This is a genomic window from Priestia sp. P5 (genome assembly GCF_029522155.1).
GTDB classification, from domain to species: domain Bacteria; phylum Bacillota; class Bacilli; order Bacillales; family Bacillaceae_H; genus Priestia; species Priestia megaterium_E.
Map to the genome: position 1 here is coordinate 906,829 of NZ_JAKWFJ010000002.1, position 22,094 is coordinate 928,922.

Here is a 22,094-nt window from a genome sequence, read left to right on the forward strand (position 1 = left end):
TACCTTTACCTTTTATCATTGGATTTATTCAGTTCTTTTTAGTATGCGACTAAATGCGTGCATCTAGTGCTTCAAATCAATATGAAATCTATTCTAACATGTTTTTAGCGCTTTAAACCAAAAAAGTGATATTTTATAAAAAAATCCTGTCTTCTTTCGCGGCTTCACAAAAGAACCCCCACAAAAAATGTTCGCTTTAAAGCCAGGCTGCACAAGAAGTGCCTCCCAATGGTGGTTATTAAAAATGAGAAAAGGGTATTTATAAACTAAGGAAAAAGAAATAAGGGAAGAAAGGTGGAAACAATGAAGCACAAAGTATTTTTTGATGCGGAATGTCCTTTATGTTACAACGTAAAAAAAATAATTAAAGCGCTGGACTGGACGAACCAAATCCAGTGGATTCCAGTTCAATACATTGAACGAACGGAGTATAGCTACTTAAAAGAAGAAGGAAGAGACTTATATGATCAAATTCATATGGTCACCAAAAAAGGGGAAGTTCTAGCAGGATTTGAAACGGTCAGACGGCTTTTAACTGTTTTGCCTCTTACATGTCCAATCGGTGTGCTTCTGCATTTACCATTAATGAAAAAAGCGTTTAGTCCGCTATATAAATGGATCTCCACAAACAGGTACGACTGGTTTGGACGCTACGATTCACCGCGGACCACATGAACATACAAAAGGGACAAGCTTTGAAAAAGCTTGTCCCTTTTGTTTTGAAGACATTATAATTTATACATACTTTAATTTTTAAAAAACGTATGTGACTGAGACGCGTAAATTCTAGAAAAAAAGCTATAGCTGAAAGGGAGAACTTTATATGACACCAAAATGGACAGCTGAACAAATGTCCGATATGACGGGAAAAACAGCCCTTATAACGGGAGGAAACAGCGGTATTGGCTTTGAAGCTGCAAAGGCTCTAGCAGCTCGCGGAGCAGAAATCATTCTTGCTGTGCGTAATGAGGAAAAAGGGAAAGAAGCTGAGAAAAGAATTAAAGCGGATAACGGAAATGCTAAAGTGACTATTATGTCATTAAATCTTAGTGACTTGAGCTCTATTCGGCATTTTACCAATCAATTTCTTCAACAATACTCGTCTTTGGATCTTCTCATTAATAATGCAGGCGTGATGGTTCCGCCTCACAGCAAAACGAAAGACGGATTTGAACTGCAGTTTGGCTGTAATCATTTAGGGCATTTTGCACTTACCGGTTTGCTGCTTCCTTTACTAATGGCCACTCCACATTCAAGAGTCGTAACGGTAAGCAGTATAGCTGCTAATTCTGGAGAAATCTATTTTGATAATCTAGACGGGGAAAAAGGCTACAGTCCAATGAAGTTCTATAGGCAAAGTAAACTCGCCAACCTATTGTTTGCTAAAGAACTGCAAAATCGCTTAGAAGCAGCCGGATCAACGACAATTAGTGCCGCTGTACATCCGGGTATTTCAAATACAAACCTATTATCACGCGGTTCAGGTAAAGAGCCAAACGGCTTGCTGAAATTTTTAGTCAAGCTATTTAGTCAATCTGCAGAAATGGGCGCGCTGCCTACTCTTTATGCAGCCACTGAATCAATAGAAGGGGGTACATATATTGGGCCAGACGGAAAAAATGCTAAAAAAGGATATCCTGTAAAAGATAGGATGGGAGATGTTTTATTTAAACCGGACGTAGCGGAAAAACTATGGAGCGTATCTGAGAAATTGACAGGTGTTATGTATTCGTTCCGTGCGTAAGGTAACAAAGAGGTTGAGACATAACGAAATAAATCCAATTGAAAGACGAACAAATAGAATACATAAGCTGAACCGCTTGTGACACCGCCGTTGATTTCTGTGCAAGACTTCGCTGTCCGCGGGCGGGCGCTGAGCCTCCTCGTCGCATACGCTCCTGCGGGGTCTCACCTGTTCCGCTTTTCCCGCAGGAGCCTTCGTCTTTCCCTCCAATCAACTGCTAGAAAGACTTACACACATTAAACCTACGTTTACCATAACCAACAAAACGAACCACGAATCAAACATCTTGATTAATGGTTCGTTTTTTATTTCGTCTAAAATTCTTTTGTCCTAGCCTCTTTTTTGTTGTCCAAAAGCTGTTTGTCAAAGTCTTAAATAAAAAAAAGAATGTTGGATAGCATAATGATAGGTAAATGTACAATGAGTATGCTCTCTTTTCAAAGAAGCAGACGTACTCAACAAAGCTGAAGAAGTGGAGGGAAGTAACAGTGCCTGACAAACCTAGTATTACCTCAAGCGAAATTGGGACGCTGTGGATGACATATCAGCAGAAAACGTTAATTATTTGCTTGTTAGATTATATGATTGAACATGCGGATGATGAAGATGCTAAAACAATTATGACGGACTTGCGTGAGCAGCTTATTATATACATACGAAAAATAAAGACAATATTTGAAAAAGAAGGAGCGGTAGTGCCAACGGGGCTTTCATCTCAAGACGTAAATGTACAGGCTCCAAAACTATTTACTAACGGATTTGATATTATGTTTCTTCGTGTCATCAAAGAAATTAGTATGGGGATGTATACATTAAGTTTAGGCAAGGCCTACAGAGAAGATGTGGTGAAATTTTATCAAGATTTAACAAAAATTACGCAAGAGTGCTACGATTCCTGTACGCAGTACTTATTGAGAAAAGGAATTTTATCACGCCCACCCTATATTCCAATGCCAACTACCGTTGAGTTTGTTTCGGATAGAAAATATCTGAGCGGCTTAAATGTATTTGCGGACAAAAGAGTACTAAATACGATGGAGCTAGCGCAGATTTATCATGGAGTCGAAACAAACATTGTCGGGATGAAGTTAATGAAGGCTTTTTCTCAAACGGCCAAAGATACCGAAGTGAAAAAGCATTTTTTGAAAGGAAAAGAGATCAGTAAAAAAATTATTACGCGACTTGAAGAAATAATTATACAAGACGATATTTCACCTTCTGTTGCCTCAACAGGAAGCATAACGACTTGTGAAACGCCTGCTTTTTCGGATCGTTTGATGCTGACATGCGATATTTTACTAAGTAACTTCAGTATCGGAAGTCAGGCATTCGGAGCAGCATTTAGTTTTCGAAGAGATATTGTGGCTAAAATGATGCTGATAGGAGAAGATGCGTTTCAATATGCAAGCGAAGCAACAGAAATTATGATCAAAAAAGGGTGGCTTGAAGTTCCGCCAAGTATTAATTAGCTAAGAGGAAAGCCTCTTTCATGCATTGTAAATGGAAGTTTATATATCTTTACACACCTTTAACCTTTTATTTAAGTTGATTTAACAGACTGCGTGTACAGTTAAGTTATGTCAATAATAAACAGTAAAGGGTGTAAAAAATGAAAAAACGTGCAATTGGAGCGGCAGTATTATCAGCGGTAACTGTAGCAGCGCTGGCATTTGGAACAAATTCACCAACAGATGCTAAAGCAGCTAAAGGCGTAAATAACCAAAAAGCTAAAAATGTTATTCTTTTTGTTGGAGACGGTATGGGTACTGATCACCGTGACGCGATTCGATTAGCATCTGTAGGAGCAAACGGGAAATTAGCAATGGATGATATGCCGGCAGTAGGGAGAGTCCATACATCTTCAGGAAATTCATTTGTTACGGATTCCGCTGCAGCGGCTACAGCTATGGCTTCAGGAGTTAAAAGCTATAACGGTGCGATCAGCGTAAATATGAAAGGAAAGCCTGTCCAAACAGTTTTAGAAAAAGCAAAATTAGCAGGGAAGACGACGGGGCTTGTGACAACAAGTCAAGTAACAGACGCAACTCCAGCTGCTTTTGGCGCACATGTTAAAGATCGAAGTGCTCAAAGTGACATCGCGAAGCAGTATCTTGAAAATAGTAAAGTAGATGTGATTCTAGGTGGCGGAGAAGATTATTGGTACCCAAAAGGAAACGAAGGTGCACACTCAGATGCCCCGCCAGAAGATAAAACTGAAGGAAGCAAAGGAACCCAAGGGAACTTAGTAAACAAAGCACAAAAACTTGGGTATACGTACGTTAATAACGAAAATGAATTAAAATATGCTAAAGGGACAAAATTGCTTGGTCTGTTTGCTAATGAAGAAATGTTTCAACAAGCTCCTGAAGGCCAAGGTGATGTGTACAACCCTCGAGTATCTCTAAAAAACATGACAAAAAAAGCAATCGATACGCTATCACAAAATAAAAAAGGGTTCTTTCTTGTAGTAGAAGAGGAAGGCATTGATGAAATGGCTCATAATAATAATGCTGAACTTATGATTAAAGCGGGTAAGCAGTTTGATGGTACAGTGAAGATGGCAAAAGCGTATGCTAAAACACACCCAGACACTCTCGTATTAGTAACAGCTGACCATGCAACCGGAGGTTTAGCACTTGAAAAAGTAGACAATAAAGATAACGGTGGAGATGAAGCATCAAAAGAAGACGGGCCATTTGCAATCGCTCATTCAAAAGAGCAGTTCGTTGCGGATTGGACAACTGAAGAGCATACGTCATCAGACGTTCCTTTAAATGCAATGGGTGCCGGCTCAGAAAGATTTACCGGAGTATATGAAAATACGTATTTACATGATGCTCTTCTAAAAGCAATGAATTTAAAATAAGTGAGATAAAAACACGGTGTTGATTTAATGCACTTAGTATGTAAATCAACACCGTGTTTTTGCTTTGTTTGAGCAAGTTATGATGGAAATTCTTCAAAGGTATGCTACGATAAGAATTATCTTGAATTGAAGAGGTGTCACGATGAAAATAGAAGTTTGGTCAGATTTTGTCTGTCCTTTTTGTTATATTGGAAAGCGTCGATTAGAGCAAGCGCTTCAGCAATTTGCACACAAAGATGATGTGCAGGTTGAATTTAAAAGCTTCGAGCTAGATCCGAATGCCCCAGTTAATACTGGTAAAACGATTAATGAAGCTCTTGCTGCTAAATATGGAATGACCATTGAACAAGCAAAACAAGCAAATGAAGGTATCGGACAGCAGGCAGCTAGTGTGGGCTTATCCTTTAATTTTGACGATATGAAGCCAACTAATACATTTGATGCTCACCGCTTAGCTAAATTTGCAAAAGCTCAAGGGAAAGAAGCAGCCATGACAGAAAAGCTTCTTTATGCATACTTTACTGAATCAAAACATTTAGGTGAAGAAGAGACGCTGGTTGCTGTTGCAGAAGATGCAGGTCTTGACCGAGAAGAAGCACGTCAAATTCTCGCGGATAAAAACGCATATGCAAATGAAGTGCGCAGTGATGAAGCAACGGCTCAGCAATATGGCATTAGCGGTGTTCCATATTTTGTTGTTAATCAAAAATATGCGATTTCAGGTGCACAGCCAGTCGAGACATTTGTAGGGGCTCTCCAACAAGTATGGGAAGAAGAAAATCCGACTCCCGCTTTGAAGAGTCTTTCTCCAGAAGGCGCAGATGATGCCTTTTGTGCAGATGGTCAATGTGCCGTTCCTGATTCCTCTAAAAACCAACAATAAATAAAAAGCAGAGGCGGAAATTTCGCTTCTGCTTTTTGTTTATTTGCAAAAAAAATTTACAAAAACACAAACACGTGTTCTGTTTTTATGTTATAATAATTTTAGAAGCAACAAACCTCGATGAGTAAGCTCCAAAAATAAGCGATTAAAAGTGATCCCACCATGAACTAGCTTCCATTTAATCCTGCAGGAGGAATCTGAATGAAGAGCAAAGTGCGCATTATTCCATTTCAAGTAGTTGAACAATTGAATCAATTTAATGAAGTCCCAGAAGGAGTCGCTCTAATTGGAGCAGAGCAAGCATGGAAGCAAACAAAGGGACGGGGAATAACCATAGCGGTTTTGGATACTGGCTGTGATGTTACACATCCAGATTTGCAGGAGCGAATTATTGGAGGAAGAAATTTCACGCACGATGATCAACAAAATCCTGATGTTTATCAAGACTATAATGGTCATGGTACTCACGTAGCAGGCACAATTGCAGCAGCTCATAATGGAACGGGTGTTGTAGGAGTGGCGCCGGAGGTAAATTTACTTATCCTGAAAGTACTTGATGGTAATGGTTCAGGTCAATATGAGTGGATTATTCAAGGTATTACCTACGCCATTCAGCAAAAAGTAGATATTATTTCAATGTCACTTGGAGGTCCGGCAGACGTGCCTGAGCTACATGAAGCGATTCAGGATGCTGTTGATCAGAATATTTTAGTTGTCTGCGCAGCGGGAAATGAAGGAGATGGAGAAAGCTCCACAGATGAGTTTGCGTACCCAGGCTCATATAATGAAGTGATTAGCGTAGGAGCGGTTGATTTAGAGAAACGTTCTTCGATATTTTCCAACTCGAACAACGAAGTAGACGTAGTGGCTCCGGGAGAGAGGATCGTATCAACTTACTTGAATGGAAAGTATGCCGCACTGAGCGGAACCTCTATGGCAACGCCTCACGTAGCGGGAGCTTTGGCATTGATAAAAGTTCTTTCAAATGAAATGTTTGGAAGAGAACTTACGGAACCAGAGCTTTACGCACAGTTAATCAGAAGAACACTTCCATTAAATGAATCACCAAGAGAAGTAGGAAACGGGTTTGTGCACTTGACCATTGTTGAAAAGCTATTGCGTGAAGTTCAACGTCAAAGGACTTCAGAGGTGATGGGATGAGAAGCAGTTTAGATATATTAATGGTGGAAAAACAGCAGGCAAAAGCCCTTTATCACGAATACGTAAACAACCGAAGCTATTATGATGAAAAGACGGATGAAGAGAGTAAAAATCTTTATTATCGAGGTACTCCCTTTGAAAGAGAAGCCATGCAAGCTTTGTTAACGGAAACGCATCAGCATTTGCTGAGTTATTCCCCCCCATAAATATGTATATCCATGGGTGGATTTACAGGAGAATGGAGAGCTGAAGAGTCTGTATTCAGGAAAAGGAATGGATCCTTTAGAAACGATACAAAAAGATATTGATGCACTTCAGTCGCTTACTAACTCATCTGTTTCAAGCAATGATATACTGCTAAACTGTGAGCACGTTGTCCCGCAATCTTGGTTTGGAAAACAAGAGCCTATGAGAGGTGACCTGCATCATTTATTTGCGTGTGAACCTTCTTGTAACAGTCGACGAGGTAATTCTTCTTATATTGACTTCCCGGATTATACACCGGAAGTTAAGCAATCAGATGTGAAAGAAGGGTGCGGCAAAGCAGAAAAAGGTAAGTTTGAACCCGAATATGGAAAAGGAATTGTCGCTCGAGCTACGCTTTATTTTTTAATTCGCTATCATAATAAAATTGACTCTTCACGAGTAGATCTTCCTCTTTTACTAAAATGGCATGAAGAATTTACCGTTTCACTTTATGAAAAACATCGCAATGCAGCAATTTTTGAATTGCAAGGCAACCGAAATCCTTTTATCGATTTTCCTGACAAAGCAGCTACATTAATGAATCCGGCTTTCTAAAATAAAAAAGAGCTCCGTTTCCATTCGAAACGGAGCTCCTTTAGGTATCCTAATATGAAAATCCATATTTATCGCTCAAAAGGGCATCCATTTTATTTAATAAGCGAAAATATTCTTCTTGTTCTTCTACAGTTAGAGCTGCTAGCATATCTTTTAAAAATACATTTCGCTTCTCTGTAATCATTGAAACAAGTTTCTTTGATTCATCGGTCAATGAAACCCACACGACTCTCCGGTCTTTTTCGTCTCGCACGCGCTGAATGAGAGATTCTTCTTCCAATTGATTTAATAAGCTAGTTGTAGCGCCCGAGGTTAAGTGAAGTTTATTTGAAATATCTGCTACCATATACTTTGTGCCGCTGGCAATGTAGTTTAAGATATAAAATTTAGTAGGTGTTAAGTGATAAGGCTGTGTTTTTAATGTTTCTTCGACTAAATGTCGTATATATTGAAAAAAAGATGTGTTAATTTGGTAAAGGTGCTCAATTTTTGACTCTAAATTGTTATCCATGCTAGCTTCCATCTCCTTGTACACTACGGACATATATAAACTAACTCTAAAATAAAATGAAACAATTGTAAAGGATGGCAATGATTATCTTTAATCATCGTTATTATTTTTAAATTAATATCTTTACGAAAAAATATCTTTATGATAAAGTTATTTAGGTGGTTAACCAAATAGATGATTATAAAGAAACATATCTCCTAATAGATGGAGATAATATCTTTATGGAAAAGCTATATAAAAAAGTAATTTTATTAGTGAAGCATTAAGGAGGAGTAATGAATGTCTAGAAGTCGCTTAATGGTAACAAATTTTATTGGAATCATCGTTATTTTAGCTTTATTAATTGGAGGAGGATATTATTACGTTCAAAAATCGAACTATATTACAACGGATAACGCTAAAGTATCTGGAGATGTATACAATGTAGTTGCACCTGCAGCAGGTAAAGTAGCAAGCTGGACAGTAGAAGAAGGAAATGATGTATCAAAAGATGCTGAAATTGCTAAGATTCAAGCTGAAAAAGGCTCTGTAGCTGCTACAGTACCAGCAGATGGCAAGCTTATTCAAACAAATGTAAAAGAAAATCAAATGGTTCAAGCTGGACAGCAAATTGCAACCGAAGTAGATATGAAAGACCTATTTATCGTAGCAAATATTAAAGAAGATCAGCTTAAGGATATTAAAGAAGGCGACGATGTAGATGTAACGGTAGACGGAGATAGCAGTGCAAAAATCGACGGCAAAGTCGAAGAAATTGGATATGCAACCAATTCACTTTCATCTTTAACATCGAACTCAAGCTCAGATGGAAACTACACAAAAGTGTCTCAAACGGTTCCTGTAAAAATTTCTATTTCTAATTATTCAGAGCATGTACTGCCAGGTATGAACGCCGAAGTGAAAATTTCGAAAGACTAATTCTTACTACAACAGTTCAAGAAGGGAGGAAATATGATGACAGCCAGTATAGAAAACACAAGTGATGGATCCATCAAAAAGCATATTCCGCTATTGATTGTGTTAATGCTTGGTTTGTTTCTTGCGATATTAAACCAAACGTTACTAAACGTAGCTATCCCGCATTTGATTACTGAGTTTGGCGTAACGGCAAATACAGCTCAGTGGTTGTTAACTGGATATATGCTTGTGAACGGGGCATTAATTCCGCTTTCAGCTTTTTTAATTGAACGATTTGGTGTGCGTCGCTTGTTCTTATTTGCAATGTTTTGTTTTACAGTAGGATCATTGATTTGCGGAATTGCACCTACATTTTCGATTATGCTTACCGGCCGTTTAATTCAAGCTATTGGCGGAGGTGTCTTATCGCCTCTTGTTATGACCATTATTGTGTTTATTTTCCCTCCCCACATGCGAGGAAAAGGGATGGGGATTTTTGGTTTAGCGATGATGTTCGCACCGGCTATCGGACCAACGTTATCTGGATGGGTTATTCAAAACTATGATTGGCACATCCTTTTTAACGGCATGGTGCCATTAGGTGCCATCGTATTAATTATTGCTTTCTTTCAATTAAAAGACATTCAGCCTCCAAAGGATGTAAAAGTTCACATGCCTTCTGTTGTGACATCACTTGCAGGTATGGGATTATTGCTTTATGGATTCAGTGAAGCTGGAAATGACGGCTGGACGGATTCAGTTGTTCTTTCTACAATCATTGGCGGGGCAGTTCTTTTAATTATATTTGTTCTTCAACAAATTAAATCTGAAAAGCCGCTATTGGATATGCGTGTATTCAAATATAATATTTTTTCACTATCAAATATTATTAGTATTGCGATTACAATCAGTATGTACGCAGGCATGTTCTTGCTTCCAATTTACTTGCAAAATATCCGCGGATATTCTGCTTTTGATTCAGGACTGCTGTTGCTTCCTGGCGCACTTGTTATGCTGGTTATGTCGCCGATTTCAGGTACATTGTTTGATAAAGTGGGACCTCGTCCGCTAGCAATCGTTGGTATGCTCATTACATCTATTTCAACGTTTGAATTTACGAAGCTGACGATGGATACACCATTTAATCATATTTTAGCGATTTATATTATCCGTTCGTTCGGTATGTCACTGTTAATGATGCCAATTATGACAGCGGGTTTAAATCAGCTTCCGCAGCGACTAAGCAGTCACGGAACGTCAATGTCTAATACGCTTCGTCAAGTAAGTGGTTCAATTGGTATTAGTTTAATGACGACCATTTTTACGAACCGTACAACGTATCACGTAAATGAAATCAGCAGTTCCATGAATACGTCTGATCCATTCTTTATGAATAGCTTTCATTTATTTGTACAAAAAGTAGCTGCTACTTTGCATTTATCACAAGATCAGGCTCAGCAGCAAGCGCTGACAATTTTATCTGGAAAAATGACGCAGCAAGGTACGATTCAAGGTATTAACGATGCCTTTTACTGGGCAACAGCGATTTCTGTTATCGGTTTAATTTTAAGTTTCTTCCTTCGTGATGTACGTAAAGATAAAGTAGTCGAAGAAAAGAAATCAGAAGCTCAAGAGGAAGATATTCGTATGCTTCCAGCTCCGAAAAGTATAAATTCATAAGGAGCTATAGAAATCTAAAGTTCATCATAAAACATGTTGGAGAGAAAGGGGGCAGTGAGGTGGATGGATTCATTGACATTTGGTGAAGAGATTCAAAGAATTTCAGTATCTTTAAACAAAAAAGTAATGACAAATGTAAAAAGCCTTTTACAGCATTACGGAATTACCCCTTTTCAATATCATATTTTACTGATTGTTGAACGTGCAGATACAATGCCTGTCACCAAAGTGGCAGACGAGATAAAGGCGAGACCAAGTGTTATTACAGCATCGATTACACGTTTGTATGAACTGAATCTTGTGGAGCGCTACCATTCAAAAAGAGATCGGCGTAAAGTTATGGTCGAGCTTACAAACAAAGGGAAACAAGTGATTCAAGCTGCTGAAAAAGACATGCAGCAAGGGGTTGAAAAACTGTTTGCTTGCTATAAAGAAGAAGAACAGCAGCAATTTCTCACGCTCTGTCGGCAGCTAGATGAACATGTGACTTGAACTTGAGTAGAAAAAAGTATATTGAGTTAAGCGGAGTGAGTGTAAATGAATAAAGAAACGGTAAAAAACATTCGGAAAAACTACAATATGAATCAGCGAAACTTCGCTCAAGCAGTGAACTGCAGTTTTTCTTTAATTGCACTGGTTGAAGTGGGTAAGCGAAGAGTAACAAAAAACTTGGAAGACAAAATTAAGCAAGCATTTCAATTGAACGATCATGATTTAAAAACACTGCAAGGGTAATATAAAAAGTAGGTGTGAAACGAGCGCACCTACTTTTTTTCGTCTTGTTTTTTTGTAAGTGGATCTACCGTATGTTTGTAATCATAAGCTTTCGAAGTGGTAACCACGCACAGCAGTAAAATAACAAATACAATGATAATAGAGAGCGTAATAATGATGATCATATAAAACGTCCTTTCTTTTTCTTATTACGTATGCCTTCGGTCTTATTGGTAAAATTCCTTCTTTCTCCACATAGTGCAGAAACGACAAACGCATACTATTAACAGTCTAGAATAAAGGAGTGTTCATAATGAATGAAAAAGAGTTGAAAAAACAATTAAAAAAGGTAGCGGATTATCCTGCATCTAAAGCAGATGGAGTAGATGAAGAGTTTTCTCGTGAATTAGCAGACCAAGACGATTTAGAAGCACAGGCTAGAGGGAACGCTGCAGATGAAAGACAAAAAAAGCAAAACTAAAGCTGAGATAAAAGTATTTTAGCCCAAGTGAAAAACGAACCACTAATCAAAATGTTTGATTAGTGGTTCGTTATTTTTATTATGGTGTAACGAGCGGTTCAGCTCATACATTCAATTGGTTTGTCTTTAGATTGGATTGACGTTGTTATTTCTCAGCCTCGTTTATTATTTTTTCAAAAGTAAATAAACAAAGTAAGGAGCACCGATTACGGCGGCAATAATTCCTGCTGGTACACCGTTAGGATCGGCAATGTTATGTCCTATTGTATCTGCAATCAGCAAGAGCCAGCCGCCAAGTAAAATGGCAACGGGAATAAAAAGCTGGTTTCTCGGTCCGACTAAGCCTTTGGCAATATGAGGAGCAAGAAGCCCAATAAAGGCCACGCCGCCTGTAACTGAAACTGCGGCTGCCGCTAATGCAACCGCGCCTAGAAGCAATGTGATACGCTCTTTCTCCATAGCGATACCGACTCCAATAGCTGCAGCTTCATTTAAGTTAAAAATGTTTAATGAATTTGCTTTGTACAATATAAAAGGAATCAAGACAAGAAGCCAAGGTAGAAGTGCCCATATAAAAGGCCAGTCTGTCCCCCAAATGTTTCCTGCAATCCATTTAGCAATAAAATCAACTTTAGCATGATCAGCTGATGACATAATCACCACCATCATTCCAGAAAGAACCATCGAAAAACCTACGCCTGTTAAAATAAGCTTTACAGGCTGCAGCCCTTGGCTTTTACTATATGCACAAAGGTAGATAAGGCCAGCTGTAAACAAGGCGCCGATGAACCCTACTAACGGAAGAGCATACACGAAAGAGCCAGCTTCAATTGGAAAAAATAAAAAGAATACGGCAATTGCGACGCCTGCTCCCGAATTAATTCCTATAATTCCAGGTTCCGCTAAATCATTGCGCGTAACACCTTGTAAGATAGCGCCTGATAAAGCTAGAGCCATTCCTGCTAAAAGAGTAATGATAATTCGCGGAAGTCGAATTGAAAAAAGAACAAACTCATCCGCAAAATTCCCTTTGCCAAAAAGAGTAGGAAACACTTTATTATAAGGAAGGGAAGCATCACCAAGCCCCACTCCTATCACAATCGTTCCAAGAATCAAAACAGTGAGCAGCATCATAATTATTCGTTGTTTTCTGATAAGCGCTGGGTGGATCATGAGAATGCTTTTCCTCCTTTACGAACAATGACTAAAAAGAAAGGTAAACCAATCATGGATACAACTGCTGCTATCGGTGTTTCATAAGGCGCACTTACGGTTCGGCCCAACGTATCAGCGAGCAGCATAAACGCTGCCCCAGTGATAGCGGACATAGGGATAATATAACGATAGTCGGTTCCTACAATTCCTCGTACAATATGAGGAATCATCAAGCCGATAAACACCATGTTTCCGACTAGGGCAACAGAAGCACCTGCAAGAAGAACCATGACAACAAATAAAATGGTTTTGACCTTTGTTGTTTGCTGACCTAACCCCACAGCGACTTCTTCATTTAAGCTTAAAATAGTAAGCTGCCGAGAAAGCAAAAGGGCAATGAATATACCGCCGAGGATAAAAGGAACAATGATTTGAAGCTGTTCCCAAGAAGTGCCTACCATTCCGCCAGCAGTCCACATCGATACATCTTTTGAAATTTTAAAATAAATACCGACGCCTTCTCCAATCGCATAAAGAAACGCTGAAATGGCAGCCCCGGCTAGTACAATTCGAAGCGGAGAAAAACCGCCTCTTTTTAGAGCAGCAATTCCAAACACCAAAATTGCGCCAACCGCAGCGCCGATAAAGCAAGCAATCGTAATACCTAAATAATTTACAGAAGGGATAAAGGCAATGGTTACAGCTAAAGCTGCATTTGCGCCAGAAGTTAAGCCTAAAAGTCCTGGATCTGCAAGAGGATTTCTTGTCATGCCTTGCATAATCGCCCCTGAGACTGATAAAGCAGCGCCAACAAAAACAGCGGCGATTTCACGAGGTAAACGAATATCTCGGATAATCGAAATCTGTTCGTTTACACTGCTTGATGAAAGTGCTAGCCACACATCTTTTATCGATATGTCAGCAGCGCCAAAAACCATGGAAGAACCAAACATTACGATGAATACGAGCAGCATACCTATTAATTTATATAAAAAAGGAATGAAACGCTGATTGTCTATTTTCATAAAACACCCATCTTTTCATGTAAGAATAAATGTAGTAAAACAAAGCAAGAGGAATTCTAAAAAGAATTCCTCTTGAATGAATTACTTGCCAAGAAATTTTTGAGTAAAGAAATTCAGTTGATAATCTAATGTGATTGGGTCATTAAAATAAAATTCTTTTGCATTTGCTTCAAATACGTGATGGTTCTTTACAGCAGGAATATTTTTGTACGTATCTGTTTTCTCAAATGATGTATCTCCATCTTGGTTTTTGCTAAAGATTAAATAATCTCCGGCATATTCAGGAAGAACTTCTGGTGAAATCGCATAGTACCCGTCTTTCAAAGCCATTTTCTTTACTTTCTCCGGCATTTTTAATTTCATTTCTTGATAAAGAATTTCCGTGCCGCGTCCCCAGTTATCGCCAAACACATACAACTGCTTGTCAAAGTTTTCAATAACTGAAACCGTGGTATCTTCGCCAATTTTAGCTTTGATGTCAGAACCAGCTTTTGCCGCACGCTTTTTAAAGTCGTCTACCCATGATTGTGCTTCTTTTTCTTTATTTAATAGCTTTCCAATTTCTACATGCTGAGTAAGGTAATCTACTTTATCGTATGTATACGTGACGGTAGGGGCAATTTTTTTCAATTTATCAACGTTTTTTGTAGTAGATAAGCCAATAATTAGGTCAGGCTTTAATTCAATGATCTTTTCTAAATTTTCATCTGATACTTCTTCAACGCCTTTTAATTTCTTTTCAAAGCGGGGATTCATTTTAGACCATGAATCCACTCCGACAATATTGACACCTAATGACATGACGTTACCTGCGTAGGAGCCTAACACTACAACACGTTTCGGGTTAGCCGGAACTTTTACAGGACCGTCTTCCGATTGATATGTGATTGTCTCGGATCCGCTGTTTCCTTTATTAGAAGCGTTTTTGCTTTCAGTTGAACCGCTGCTGCAGGCACTAATAAGTAGTACGAATATGAGCATGAATGGAAGCAGTAATTTTTTCATTTAGTTATCTCCTCTTAATAAGTTATACGTGATGCACATTGGTTTATTGGTTCTCGGGTCTCGTCCGATTTCAGCGTCGATATGAAACACTTTTTTTAGAACGTCATGCGTAATGACTTCGTCACACGTTCCGGCTTTAACAATTTCTCCATCTTTTAAAGCGATAATATAATCTGCAAAGCGAGCGGCTTGATTTAAATCGTGAAGCACCATTACGACGGTACGTTCTTGCTCTTTGTTTAGCTTTTGAAGCAGCTCAAGCACTTCTAACTGATGAGCCATATCTAAGTAGGTAGTCGGCTCATCGAGGAATATAATATCGGTTTCTTGAGCTAAAGCCATTGCAATCCACACTCGCTGGCGCTGACCGCCTGAAAGAGAATCTACAGGACGAAACGTATAATCTTTTGTTCCGGTTACTTCAAGCGCCCAGTCAATCGTTTGATAATCTTCTTTTGATAGACGCCCAAACCCCTTTTGATAGGGAAATCGCCCATAAGATACAAGTTCTCCCACCGTTAAGCCTTTAGCACTTTCAGGGGTTTGAGGGAGAATAGCCATTTTTTTAGCGAGTGCTTTTGTATGTTCTGTTGAAATGTTTTCACCATCTAAAATAACGGAACCGGATTGATGAGAAATAATGCGGGTAATGGCTTTTAAAAGCGTTGATTTGCCGCATCCGTTTGAACCAATAATTGTGGTAATCTTTTGGTCTGGAATGTTAACGCTTAAATTCTTTACTATTAGACGTTCACCATAACTAATATGTAATTTCTCTGTATATAGGCGAACCATATCTGACCCTCCGTTTACATTTAATACAACAAATACTTGATAATGATTATCAGTATCGTTTACTTTACATACTATAATTCGAACGTTTCCGGATGTCAATAGTTATTTTTATTGTCAAAACGTTGAAGAAGATGTATATTTAAATGAGAATGATAATCAATAACAATTGATTACGAGGAGTGAACGTGCATGATACACAATGAACTTTTTGATGTGACAATTATAGGCGGGGGACCGGCTGGCCTTTATTCTGCCTTTTATAGCGGCCTAAGGGAAATGAAAACAAAGCTGATTGAATATCAGCCAAAGCTAGGCGGAAAACTTCACGTTTATCCTGAAAAAATGATTTGGGATGTAGGGGGCCAAACGCCTATTTCCGGTGCGAAGCTTATTGAACAGCTTGTGGAACAAGGGCTGACGTTTGATCCAACTGTTGTTTTAAATGAGAAGATTGAATCCATTTCTCGCTTGAAAGATGGTATTTTCCAGCTGACGGGTTCTTCAGGTGAACATCATTACTCTAAAACCATTATCCTTGCTGTCGGAGGAGGTATTTTAAATCCGCAAAAGCTCAAAATTGAAGGGGCAGAACGATTTGAAATATCAAATTTAAACTATACGGTTAAATCTTTGCAGCATTTTAAAAATAAAACGGTGATTGTTTCCGGGGGAGGCAATTCAGCCATTGATTGGGCAAATGAGCTAGAGTCTGTTGCTAAAAAAGTATATATTACGTATCGAAACAGTGAACTAAACGGTCATGAAGCACAAGTGAGACAATTAATAAATAGTTCAGCTCGGTGTCTGCTTAACACATCTATTACAAAATTAGTGGCTGATGCGACGCATGAATTTATTGAAAAAGTTGAGCTGACTAATCATCAAACCGGTGAAATTTCTTATTTACCGATTGACGAAGTCATTATTAATCACGGTTATGAAAGAGATACAGAGCTGTTAAAAAACAGTGAATTACATATTAAAACCATTGATGACTGCTATATTGCAGGTAACGCAGCAAGCGAAACGTCTGTAGAAGGCGTGTATGCAGCGGGAGATATTCTCATGCACGAAGGAAAAGTCCATTTAATTACAGGTGCTTTTCAAGACGCTGCTAATGCCGTAAACAAAGCAAAACAATTTGTTCAGCCCTCCGCGGCTAAGACAGCTATGGTTTCTTCTCATAATGAAGTATTCAAAAAGCGCAATTCAGCACTAATTAAACAAATGATGACGTAAAGCGAGGTGCAGTGTGCATGTCGCTTCTTTTTCTAGGATGGAATTATCTAAGCAGGGAGGCAGGGAACGAAAAAAGAAAAGAGAAATATAATAAAAGAAAACGCTTACATTTTTAAAAAAATGACATAGTGCTTGTGTGCATAAGGGGGAAGCCGTATGAACGAAAAAGAGAAATATCAGTTTGAAACAAAAGCCATTCACGCAGGGTATGAATCAAAACATCATTTTGATAGCTTAGCTCCGCCTATTTATCAAACGTCTACATTTACATTCTCATCTCTAGAACAAGGTGCAAGCCGTTTTAGCGGAGCAGAAGATGGTTATGTATATTCCCGGTTATCGAATCCAACGGTCACCATTTTAGAAGAGCGTATGGCACAGCTTGAAGAAGGAGAAGCAGCTTTGGCATTTGGATCGGGAATGGCTGCAGTATCGGCTGTATTGATTGGACTTACAAAAGCAGGCGATCATATTTTGTGTTCTAAAGGAGTGTATGGATGCACGTTTGGTCTCTTAGAAATGCTTGAGGAAAAATATCAAATCCATCATTCTTTCTCCAACTTGGAAACTGAAGAAGAAATTCTTGCTGCTATCAGAAAAGATACAGCATGTATTTATATTGAAACACCGATTAATCCGACTATGACTTTAGTAGATTTAGAGTTAGTTGCTTCTATCGCCAAACAAAAAGGAATTCCTGTGGTAGTAGACAATACCTTTTCAACTCCTTATTTGCAGCAGCCGCTGAAGCTTGGATGCGACTTAGTCATTCATAGCGCAACAAAATTTATTGGTGGACACGGAGATGTTGTTGCAGGAATTGTAGTAGGGAACAAAGAGGTTATTTCCGTACTGCGCAAAACGACGCAAAAAGATATCGGAGGCATTCTTTCCCCGTTTGATGCGTGGCTGTTACTTCGCGGGTTAAAAACACTGGCCGTTCGGATGGATCGTCACTGTGAAAATGCTGAACACATCGCAAAACAATTAAGTCTTCACCCCAAGGTGAAAGCCGTTTATTATCCGGGTGATAAAAAGAGCACTGCTTATTCTCTCATGCAAAAGCAAATGAAAAAAGGAGGGGGGCTTCTCTCTTTTGAAGTGGAAGGCGGTTATGAAGAAACCGTAAAAGTGGTTAATCAGCTTAAGCTCATTTCCATTGCGGTGAGTCTTGGAGATGCTGAAACACTTATTCAGCATCCTGCCTCGATGACGCACGCAGTCGTGCCGGAAGAAGCTCGAAAAGAAATGGGAATCTCAAATGAACTCCTTCGCTTATCAGTTGGACTGGAAGCATGGGAAGATATTATGAGAGATTTACAGCAGGCATTAGATAGTATATAACAAACGCTCAAACAACGCTTGAAGTATCTTAAGGATATTTCAAGCGTTGTTTTTTGAATATCAACTGCATGTCATCACTCATAGATCTTTTTTTGCGAGTGGAACTTTACCTACATCTTTAGACAAATGTCCTAGACAGAAGAGATGCCTTTCAATAGACTAAAGGTTATCTGTAAAAATACAATATTTAGGTAAGGAAGGTGCTCTGCTATTATGCTTCATAATCCAACTGGAAAAAAACGTCTAGGATTGGCGTTTCTCCTCAGCACGCTTGCGATATTAGGTCCGCTTAATATCGATATGTATTTGCCAAGTTTCCCTGCTATTGCTGATCATTTAGATGCGCGAGCTTCACTTGTACAGCTTAGTTTAACATCATGTTTACTAGGCCTTGCCATTGGTCAAATCGTGATTGGTCCAATCAGTGATGCGAAGGGACGAAAACGACCTTTACTCATTTCCATCTCTTTATTTATGATATCGTCATTGCTCTGTGCTTTGGCTCCTACTATTACAGCTTTAGTCATCGCACGCTTTTTACAAGGGTTTACCGCTTCGGCAGGAGTTGTTCTTTCTCGCGCGATTGTCAGAGACGTTTTTAGTGGAAGAGAGCTTACGAAGTTTTTTGCTCTGTTAATGGTTATTAATGCCTTTGCACCAATGATAGCACCAATGGCCGGAGGTGCTATTTTGCTTCTTCCTTTTGCAAGCTGGCATACTATTTTCTTGTTTTTAAGTTTAATAGGCCTTTTAATTGTTTTAACAATTTCAATGCGTTTAAAAGAAACTTTGCCAATTGAAAATAGAACGCCAAGTTCAATTGGTCATTCCATTCGCACAATGGGCAGTTTATTACAAGACCGTTCTTTTATTGGGTATGCCTTAATTGTCGGACTGGTCCACGGAGGAAGCTTTGCTTATGTATCAGGCACTCCATTTGTCTATCAAGGGATCTACCATGTTTCTCCGCAAGTTTTTAGCATTTTGTTTGGCATTAACGGCTTGGCCATTGTGACTGGAAGCTTTATTATTGGGCGCTTTAGCGGAATTCTTCATGAAAGAAGCCTGCTTCGCATTGCCGTGATTACGGCTGTAAGTGCTACTAGCGTACTTCTTATCATGACCATGCTTAAAGGGCCGCTGGCTACGATTGTTATTCCCATTTTTATTTACATGATCTCTATAGGAATGACGATCACAGGCTCGGTGACATTGGCAATGAAAAATCAAGGACATAGAGCAGGAAGTGCGAGTGCCGTGTTAGGCATGCTTCCACTAACTTTAGGATCCATTGTTTCTCCTTTAGTGGGTATTAACGAAACCACAGCGATTCCGATGGCTGCTATTTTATTTAGTACGGCGCTTTTAGGTTTTGTAGCTTTCTTTACGTTAACTAAAAACAAGAAAGAAACAGAAAAGTGCGAAGTTAACGAGTTTAAAACGGAGGTCTCTCCGTAATCACTTTTTTGAATGTTTGAAAGCATCACTCCTTTGTAAAAATGAGTGATGCAAATTTATTCAAGTATTGGATAATATATGCTAACCTTAGGGCGTGATCGAAAGGAGTGGATAATAATGAGTAAAGTAATTCCTGAAATAACCCTTAATGACGGGGTAACCTTGCCTGCTATAGGTTTTGGTACATACAAGCTTAACGGAAATGAAGGAGTCAACGCTATAACGAGTGCGATTGATGATGAATAGCCCACAATTTAAAGGGAATATCCTCATATCGCCAATAAGCCACTCCTGTTGGGCTATTCTTAGCCTCATGGTCTAAGCTTACCTTCGCCAGTAAGAGATTAGGGCCTATGCCTGCCGTAGCTGTCAGGCGTGTCTTATGATAAATTTCGTCGATAATATTGTGGGCTAATTCTTCTGGTGTACGAGCGAATAGATGCAACGAAGCTGTTGCATCAATAAACAACTCATCAATACTATAGGCATGAAAATCCTCAGGAGCCACATACTGTAACACCAAGCTCGAAATATAGGTCGAAGCCTTGATATACCTCTCAATGGATGGATTCACCACATGGATATCTTTCCTTTTAGGAATGTCGAAAAGATGACTTCCTGTTTTGACCCCTTCTTTCTTTAATAAGGGTGTGGCAGCTAATACAACGGATCCCGACCGTTTGATATCTCCGACTACCGCAAGCTTTGTTTTCAACGGGTTTAATCCTCTTATGACAGAAGAAACTGAAGCATAGAACGCCTTCATGTCGATACATATAATGATTCTGTTTGGTAACTGTTCATCCTCCATTGAAAATACTCCTAAGATAAAAACTCTACATTTTTCCCAATCATTGCTATCACTTGCATAGGATTTATTGTTACATTAACAGAAGTAACTACTACATAACGTAATGGTAAGAGTTCAAAAAGACTAAACCCTAAAGGGGGATAAATGTTGAAAAAAGAATATTTTGTGCAATATTCAGACCAAAGTATAATTGATAGTTTTGACTTTCCAGAAGATAAATTTGTATCTATTACTGTAGGGATTAGGGACATTAATCATGATCTGATCATCTCTTTAGTTCGAAAAATGTTTGGTTTACCTGTTTTTTTTGTTTTAGACTCAATGCTCTCTGGACATGAAAAAGAAACATTGATTAAAAATAAAACTCCTTTTTATGAGCATTCATCAGATGGTGCTATTATTAAAGTTGATTCTGAAAAAAAATTGAGCCATGTTAGTGGATTAGCAGAAGAATTAGTTAAGAATGGGCTCAGTATATTCATTTTCTACGGAGAAGGTATTGTAGAGCAGGATTTAATTCCTTCGAGACAATGGAATAAACCTATAGAATTTAAAAATGTCGATATAGATAAAGTCGATACATTTGTGGATGTGGAAGAGGTTGGATTTACGATATTCAGTAAGAGTGATCTATTTAACTCACCTGGAAAAGTCAAAAATTATATACCTCGTAGCTACTCACTTGATATTAATAGCAGCAATATTTAACATTTCTAAATTAAAAGGAGGAGGGTTTGTAGTCAATGAAGTATAAAAATAATAAGAGTATACTAAAAATGTTAGCTATCATCCTTCTTTCTATAGATCTATTCTTTTATCTTTTAGCACTAAAGAGCCTATACGTTTTCTCTTCAAAGGTTTCGATATATTTTCTGATATTTGTTCTACACTTTATCTATTTATACATAGTCCTTATAACCGTTAGCAAAACAAAAGAGTCTAAAGTTTTTTGGGGAGTAATTGGGCCGTTTTTTATTGTACCTATAGCAATCGTTGGGTGGTTCACGTTCTTTTATACTAATAAAGTTGACTATTATGATCTAAGTTCCCCTAAGAATACCCAAAAAATTATTATTGGTTATTCCAATTGGAGTCTTGGAGAAACTAACCATTACTATGATTTTTATAAACAAACGGAATTCCCTTTGGTGAAAAAACGAATAAATCAAGAACCTCTTCATGTCATGACACGAAATACGGATATGAGCGATTTAAATGTTTTAGGAGCTCATGATGCACAATGGGGAAATGAACAAACAGTAACTTTTACATCTCCATATCTAAATAAGGAAGTAACCTTTAATTTAAAGTAAGTACTTTTTTCTACTTAAACAACAGAGTTGAGAAAAAGCCTGTATCTAAGGAGATCCAGGCTTTTTATTTTCTAGTTTAGTTACGTCGGGTAGGCAGGCACTCTCACGAGCGCCCGCCCCCCTAAGAACCGTACGTGACAGATTTCCCGTCATACGGCTCAAGCCTTCTTTTTATCCGAACAACTTGTTTATTTAATACATGGTACATGTA

General features: G+C 38.6%; 23 protein-coding genes and 3 pseudogenes. 18 read left to right on the forward strand and 8 right to left on the reverse strand.

The annotated features are described in order from the left end of the window. Positions 1 to 303: 303 nt before the first annotated feature. Both MMB69_RS21380 and MMB69_RS21385 read left to right on the forward strand, forming a co-directional pair. On the forward strand, positions 304 to 675 hold the full coding sequence (locus MMB69_RS21380) for a thiol-disulfide oxidoreductase DCC family protein (protein ID WP_221785592.1): 372 nt from the start codon (positions 304 to 306) through the stop codon (positions 673 to 675). 148 nt (positions 676 to 823) lie between these two features. Next, on the forward strand, positions 824 to 1,744 hold the full coding sequence (locus MMB69_RS21385) for an oxidoreductase (RefSeq protein ID WP_264409044.1): 921 nt from the start codon (positions 824 to 826) through the stop codon (positions 1,742 to 1,744). Here the strand turns inward: MMB69_RS21385 and MMB69_RS21390 are convergent. Beyond that, positions 1,722 to 1,958 carry a hypothetical protein gene (locus MMB69_RS21390; protein ID WP_221785590.1) on the reverse strand — a complete coding sequence of 79 codons (237 nt, stop codon included), beginning with the start codon at positions 1,956 to 1,958 and terminating at the stop codon, positions 1,722 to 1,724. The two genes, MMB69_RS21385 and MMB69_RS21390, sit on opposite strands and share 23 nt — an antisense overlap. A gap of 274 nt (positions 1,959 to 2,232) precedes the next feature. Here MMB69_RS21390 and MMB69_RS21395 point away from each other — a divergent pair, with 274 nt between their 5' ends. The 5 genes and pseudogenes from MMB69_RS21395 to MMB69_RS21415 all read left to right on the forward strand — a co-directional run bounded on the left by MMB69_RS21395 (position 2,233) and on the right by MMB69_RS21415 (position 7,455). Beyond that, a complete protein-coding gene (locus tag MMB69_RS21395) occupies positions 2,233 to 3,213 on the forward strand; it encodes a DUF3231 family protein (protein ID WP_221785589.1) in 981 nt (326 codons plus the stop codon). A 140-nt stretch (positions 3,214 to 3,353) separates the two neighbouring features. Continuing rightward, positions 3,354 to 4,610 carry an alkaline phosphatase gene (locus MMB69_RS21400; protein WP_277448403.1) on the forward strand — a complete coding sequence of 419 codons (1,257 nt, stop codon included), beginning with the start codon at positions 3,354 to 3,356 and terminating at the stop codon, positions 4,608 to 4,610. Between the two features lie 142 nt (positions 4,611 to 4,752). Continuing rightward, entirely contained in the window at positions 4,753 to 5,493 is a 741-nt protein-coding gene (locus MMB69_RS21405) for a DsbA family oxidoreductase (RefSeq protein ID WP_277448404.1), read from the forward strand. Between the two features lie 201 nt (positions 5,494 to 5,694). Further along, positions 5,695 to 6,654: a S8 family peptidase gene (locus MMB69_RS21410; protein WP_269871651.1), complete on the forward strand. Its 960-nt coding sequence runs from the start codon at positions 5,695 to 5,697 to the stop codon at positions 6,652 to 6,654. Next, positions 6,651 to 7,455: pseudogene (locus tag MMB69_RS21415) on the forward strand (endonuclease I family protein). The gene MMB69_RS21410 and the pseudogene MMB69_RS21415 overlap by 4 nt, the downstream one beginning before the upstream one ends. Before the next feature lie 49 nt (positions 7,456 to 7,504). Here the strand turns inward: MMB69_RS21415 and MMB69_RS21420 are convergent. Next, positions 7,505 to 7,966: a MarR family winged helix-turn-helix transcriptional regulator gene (locus MMB69_RS21420; protein WP_045291506.1), complete on the reverse strand. Its 462-nt coding sequence runs from the start codon at positions 7,964 to 7,966 to the stop codon at positions 7,505 to 7,507. A 279-nt stretch (positions 7,967 to 8,245) separates the two neighbouring features. On the opposite strand from MMB69_RS21420, the gene MMB69_RS21425 reads away from it, so the two are divergent. The 4 genes from MMB69_RS21425 to MMB69_RS21440 all read left to right on the forward strand — a co-directional run bounded on the left by MMB69_RS21425 (position 8,246) and on the right by MMB69_RS21440 (position 11,278). Further along, positions 8,246 to 8,884, forward strand: coding sequence for a biotin/lipoyl-containing protein (locus MMB69_RS21425; RefSeq protein ID WP_014460863.1), 639 nt, complete (start codon positions 8,246 to 8,248; stop codon positions 8,882 to 8,884). 33 nt (positions 8,885 to 8,917) lie between these two features. Next, positions 8,918 to 10,543: a DHA2 family efflux MFS transporter permease subunit gene (locus tag MMB69_RS21430; RefSeq protein WP_045291503.1), complete on the forward strand. Its 1,626-nt coding sequence runs from the start codon at positions 8,918 to 8,920 to the stop codon at positions 10,541 to 10,543. Positions 10,544 to 10,606: 63 nt separating this feature from the next. Beyond that, complete coding sequence (locus tag MMB69_RS21435) at positions 10,607 to 11,035, forward strand: MarR family winged helix-turn-helix transcriptional regulator (protein ID WP_277448405.1); 429 nt, start codon at positions 10,607 to 10,609, stop codon at positions 11,033 to 11,035. A 45-nt stretch (positions 11,036 to 11,080) separates the two neighbouring features. Beyond that, positions 11,081 to 11,278 carry a helix-turn-helix domain-containing protein gene (locus tag MMB69_RS21440; RefSeq protein ID WP_013082432.1) on the forward strand — a complete coding sequence of 66 codons (198 nt, stop codon included), beginning with the start codon at positions 11,081 to 11,083 and terminating at the stop codon, positions 11,276 to 11,278. 29 nt (positions 11,279 to 11,307) lie between these two features. Here the strand turns inward: MMB69_RS21440 and ytzI are convergent, their stop codons facing one another. Then, entirely contained in the window at positions 11,308 to 11,442 is a 135-nt protein-coding gene (gene ytzI / locus MMB69_RS21445) for a YtzI protein (RefSeq protein WP_082178527.1), read from the reverse strand. 128 nt (positions 11,443 to 11,570) lie between these two features. Between ytzI and MMB69_RS21450 the strand changes: the two genes are divergently transcribed. Then, positions 11,571 to 11,738: a YfhD family protein gene (locus tag MMB69_RS21450; protein WP_277448407.1), complete on the forward strand. Its 168-nt coding sequence runs from the start codon at positions 11,571 to 11,573 to the stop codon at positions 11,736 to 11,738. A 165-nt stretch (positions 11,739 to 11,903) separates the two neighbouring features. Here MMB69_RS21450 and MMB69_RS21455 read toward each other — a convergent pair whose 3' ends face one another. The 4 genes from MMB69_RS21455 to MMB69_RS21470 all read right to left on the reverse strand — a co-directional run bounded on the left by MMB69_RS21455 (position 11,904) and on the right by MMB69_RS21470 (position 15,718). Beyond that, positions 11,904 to 12,911, reverse strand: coding sequence for a FecCD family ABC transporter permease (locus MMB69_RS21455; RefSeq protein WP_277448408.1), 1,008 nt, complete (start codon positions 12,909 to 12,911; stop codon positions 11,904 to 11,906). After that, positions 12,908 to 13,918: a FecCD family ABC transporter permease gene (locus tag MMB69_RS21460; protein WP_269871648.1), complete on the reverse strand. Its 1,011-nt coding sequence runs from the start codon at positions 13,916 to 13,918 to the stop codon at positions 12,908 to 12,910. Before MMB69_RS21460 ends, MMB69_RS21455 begins: the two co-directional genes overlap by 4 nt. A gap of 81 nt (positions 13,919 to 13,999) precedes the next feature. Then, positions 14,000 to 14,923: an iron-hydroxamate ABC transporter substrate-binding protein gene (locus tag MMB69_RS21465; RefSeq protein ID WP_277448409.1), complete on the reverse strand. Its 924-nt coding sequence runs from the start codon at positions 14,921 to 14,923 to the stop codon at positions 14,000 to 14,002. Then, positions 14,924 to 15,718 carry an ABC transporter ATP-binding protein gene (locus MMB69_RS21470; protein ID WP_277448410.1) on the reverse strand — a complete coding sequence of 265 codons (795 nt, stop codon included), beginning with the start codon at positions 15,716 to 15,718 and terminating at the stop codon, positions 14,924 to 14,926. Positions 15,719 to 15,907: 189 nt separating this feature from the next. Between MMB69_RS21470 and MMB69_RS21475 the strand changes: the two genes are divergently transcribed. The 4 genes and pseudogenes from MMB69_RS21475 to MMB69_RS21490 all read left to right on the forward strand — a co-directional run. Further along, positions 15,908 to 16,957 carry an NAD(P)/FAD-dependent oxidoreductase gene (locus MMB69_RS21475; RefSeq protein ID WP_277448411.1) on the forward strand — a complete coding sequence of 350 codons (1,050 nt, stop codon included), beginning with the start codon at positions 15,908 to 15,910 and terminating at the stop codon, positions 16,955 to 16,957. 156 nt (positions 16,958 to 17,113) lie between these two features. Further along, a complete protein-coding gene (gene megL / locus MMB69_RS21480; protein ID WP_102813269.1) occupies positions 17,114 to 18,301 on the forward strand; it encodes a methionine gamma-lyase in 1,188 nt (395 codons plus the stop codon). 213 nt (positions 18,302 to 18,514) lie between these two features. Next, positions 18,515 to 19,759 carry a Bcr/CflA family efflux MFS transporter gene (locus MMB69_RS21485; RefSeq protein WP_043979293.1) on the forward strand — a complete coding sequence of 415 codons (1,245 nt, stop codon included), beginning with the start codon at positions 18,515 to 18,517 and terminating at the stop codon, positions 19,757 to 19,759. A 117-nt stretch (positions 19,760 to 19,876) separates the two neighbouring features. After that, positions 19,877 to 19,996, forward strand: a pseudogene (locus MMB69_RS21490) (aldo/keto reductase); the annotation flags it as partial. Positions 19,997 to 20,000: 4 nt separating this feature from the next. Here the strand turns inward: MMB69_RS21490 and MMB69_RS21495 are convergent. Then, a pseudogene (locus tag MMB69_RS21495) lies at positions 20,001 to 20,570 on the reverse strand (Y-family DNA polymerase); the annotation flags it as partial. A gap of 144 nt (positions 20,571 to 20,714) precedes the next feature. Between MMB69_RS21495 and MMB69_RS21500 the strand changes: the two are divergent. After that, positions 20,715 to 21,278 carry a hypothetical protein gene (locus MMB69_RS21500; RefSeq protein WP_235568729.1) on the forward strand — a complete coding sequence of 188 codons (564 nt, stop codon included), beginning with the start codon at positions 20,715 to 20,717 and terminating at the stop codon, positions 21,276 to 21,278. Positions 21,279 to 21,313: 35 nt separating this feature from the next. Next, the gene (locus MMB69_RS21505) at positions 21,314 to 21,883 is read left to right on the forward strand and encodes a hypothetical protein (protein ID WP_060746756.1); all 570 of its coding nucleotides are present in this window, start codon (positions 21,314 to 21,316) and stop codon (positions 21,881 to 21,883) included. Positions 21,884 to 22,094 lie beyond the last annotated feature (211 nt).

Coding starts and splice junctions, on each gene's coding strand:
- MMB69_RS21380 (WP_221785592.1), top strand. CDS start 304: ATGAAGCACAAAGTATTTTTTGATGCGGAATGTCCTTTATGTTACAAC.
- MMB69_RS21385 (WP_264409044.1), top strand. CDS start 824: ATGACACCAAAATGGACAGCTGAACAAATGTCCGATATGACGGGAAAA.
- MMB69_RS21400 (WP_277448403.1), top strand. CDS start 3,354: ATGAAAAAACGTGCAATTGGAGCGGCAGTATTATCAGCGGTAACTGTA.
- MMB69_RS21405 (WP_277448404.1), top strand. CDS start 4,753: ATGAAAATAGAAGTTTGGTCAGATTTTGTCTGTCCTTTTTGTTATATT.
- MMB69_RS21410 (WP_269871651.1), top strand. CDS start 5,695: ATGAAGAGCAAAGTGCGCATTATTCCATTTCAAGTAGTTGAACAATTG.
- MMB69_RS21420 (WP_045291506.1), bottom strand. CDS start 7,966: ATGGATAACAATTTAGAGTCAAAAATTGAGCACCTTTACCAAATTAAC.
- MMB69_RS21425 (WP_014460863.1), top strand. CDS start 8,246: ATGTCTAGAAGTCGCTTAATGGTAACAAATTTTATTGGAATCATCGTT.
- MMB69_RS21430 (WP_045291503.1), top strand. CDS start 8,918: ATGATGACAGCCAGTATAGAAAACACAAGTGATGGATCCATCAAAAAG.
- MMB69_RS21435 (WP_277448405.1), top strand. CDS start 10,607: ATGGATTCATTGACATTTGGTGAAGAGATTCAAAGAATTTCAGTATCT.
- MMB69_RS21440 (WP_013082432.1), top strand. CDS start 11,081: ATGAATAAAGAAACGGTAAAAAACATTCGGAAAAACTACAATATGAAT.
- ytzI (WP_082178527.1), bottom strand. CDS start 11,442: ATGATCATCATTATTACGCTCTCTATTATCATTGTATTTGTTATTTTA.
- MMB69_RS21450 (WP_277448407.1), top strand. CDS start 11,571: ATGAATGAAAAAGAGTTGAAAAAACAATTAAAAAAGGTAGCGGATTAT.
- MMB69_RS21455 (WP_277448408.1), bottom strand. CDS start 12,911: ATGATCCACCCAGCGCTTATCAGAAAACAACGAATAATTATGATGCTG.
- MMB69_RS21460 (WP_269871648.1), bottom strand. CDS start 13,918: ATGAAAATAGACAATCAGCGTTTCATTCCTTTTTTATATAAATTAATA.
- MMB69_RS21465 (WP_277448409.1), bottom strand. CDS start 14,923: ATGAAAAAATTACTGCTTCCATTCATGCTCATATTCGTACTACTTATT.
- MMB69_RS21470 (WP_277448410.1), bottom strand. CDS start 15,718: ATGGTTCGCCTATATACAGAGAAATTACATATTAGTTATGGTGAACGT.
- MMB69_RS21475 (WP_277448411.1), top strand. CDS start 15,908: ATGATACACAATGAACTTTTTGATGTGACAATTATAGGCGGGGGACCG.
- megL (WP_102813269.1), top strand. CDS start 17,114: ATGAACGAAAAAGAGAAATATCAGTTTGAAACAAAAGCCATTCACGCA.
- MMB69_RS21485 (WP_043979293.1), top strand. CDS start 18,515: ATGCTTCATAATCCAACTGGAAAAAAACGTCTAGGATTGGCGTTTCTC.
- MMB69_RS21500 (WP_235568729.1), top strand. CDS start 20,715: ATGTTGAAAAAAGAATATTTTGTGCAATATTCAGACCAAAGTATAATT.
- MMB69_RS21505 (WP_060746756.1), top strand. CDS start 21,314: ATGAAGTATAAAAATAATAAGAGTATACTAAAAATGTTAGCTATCATC.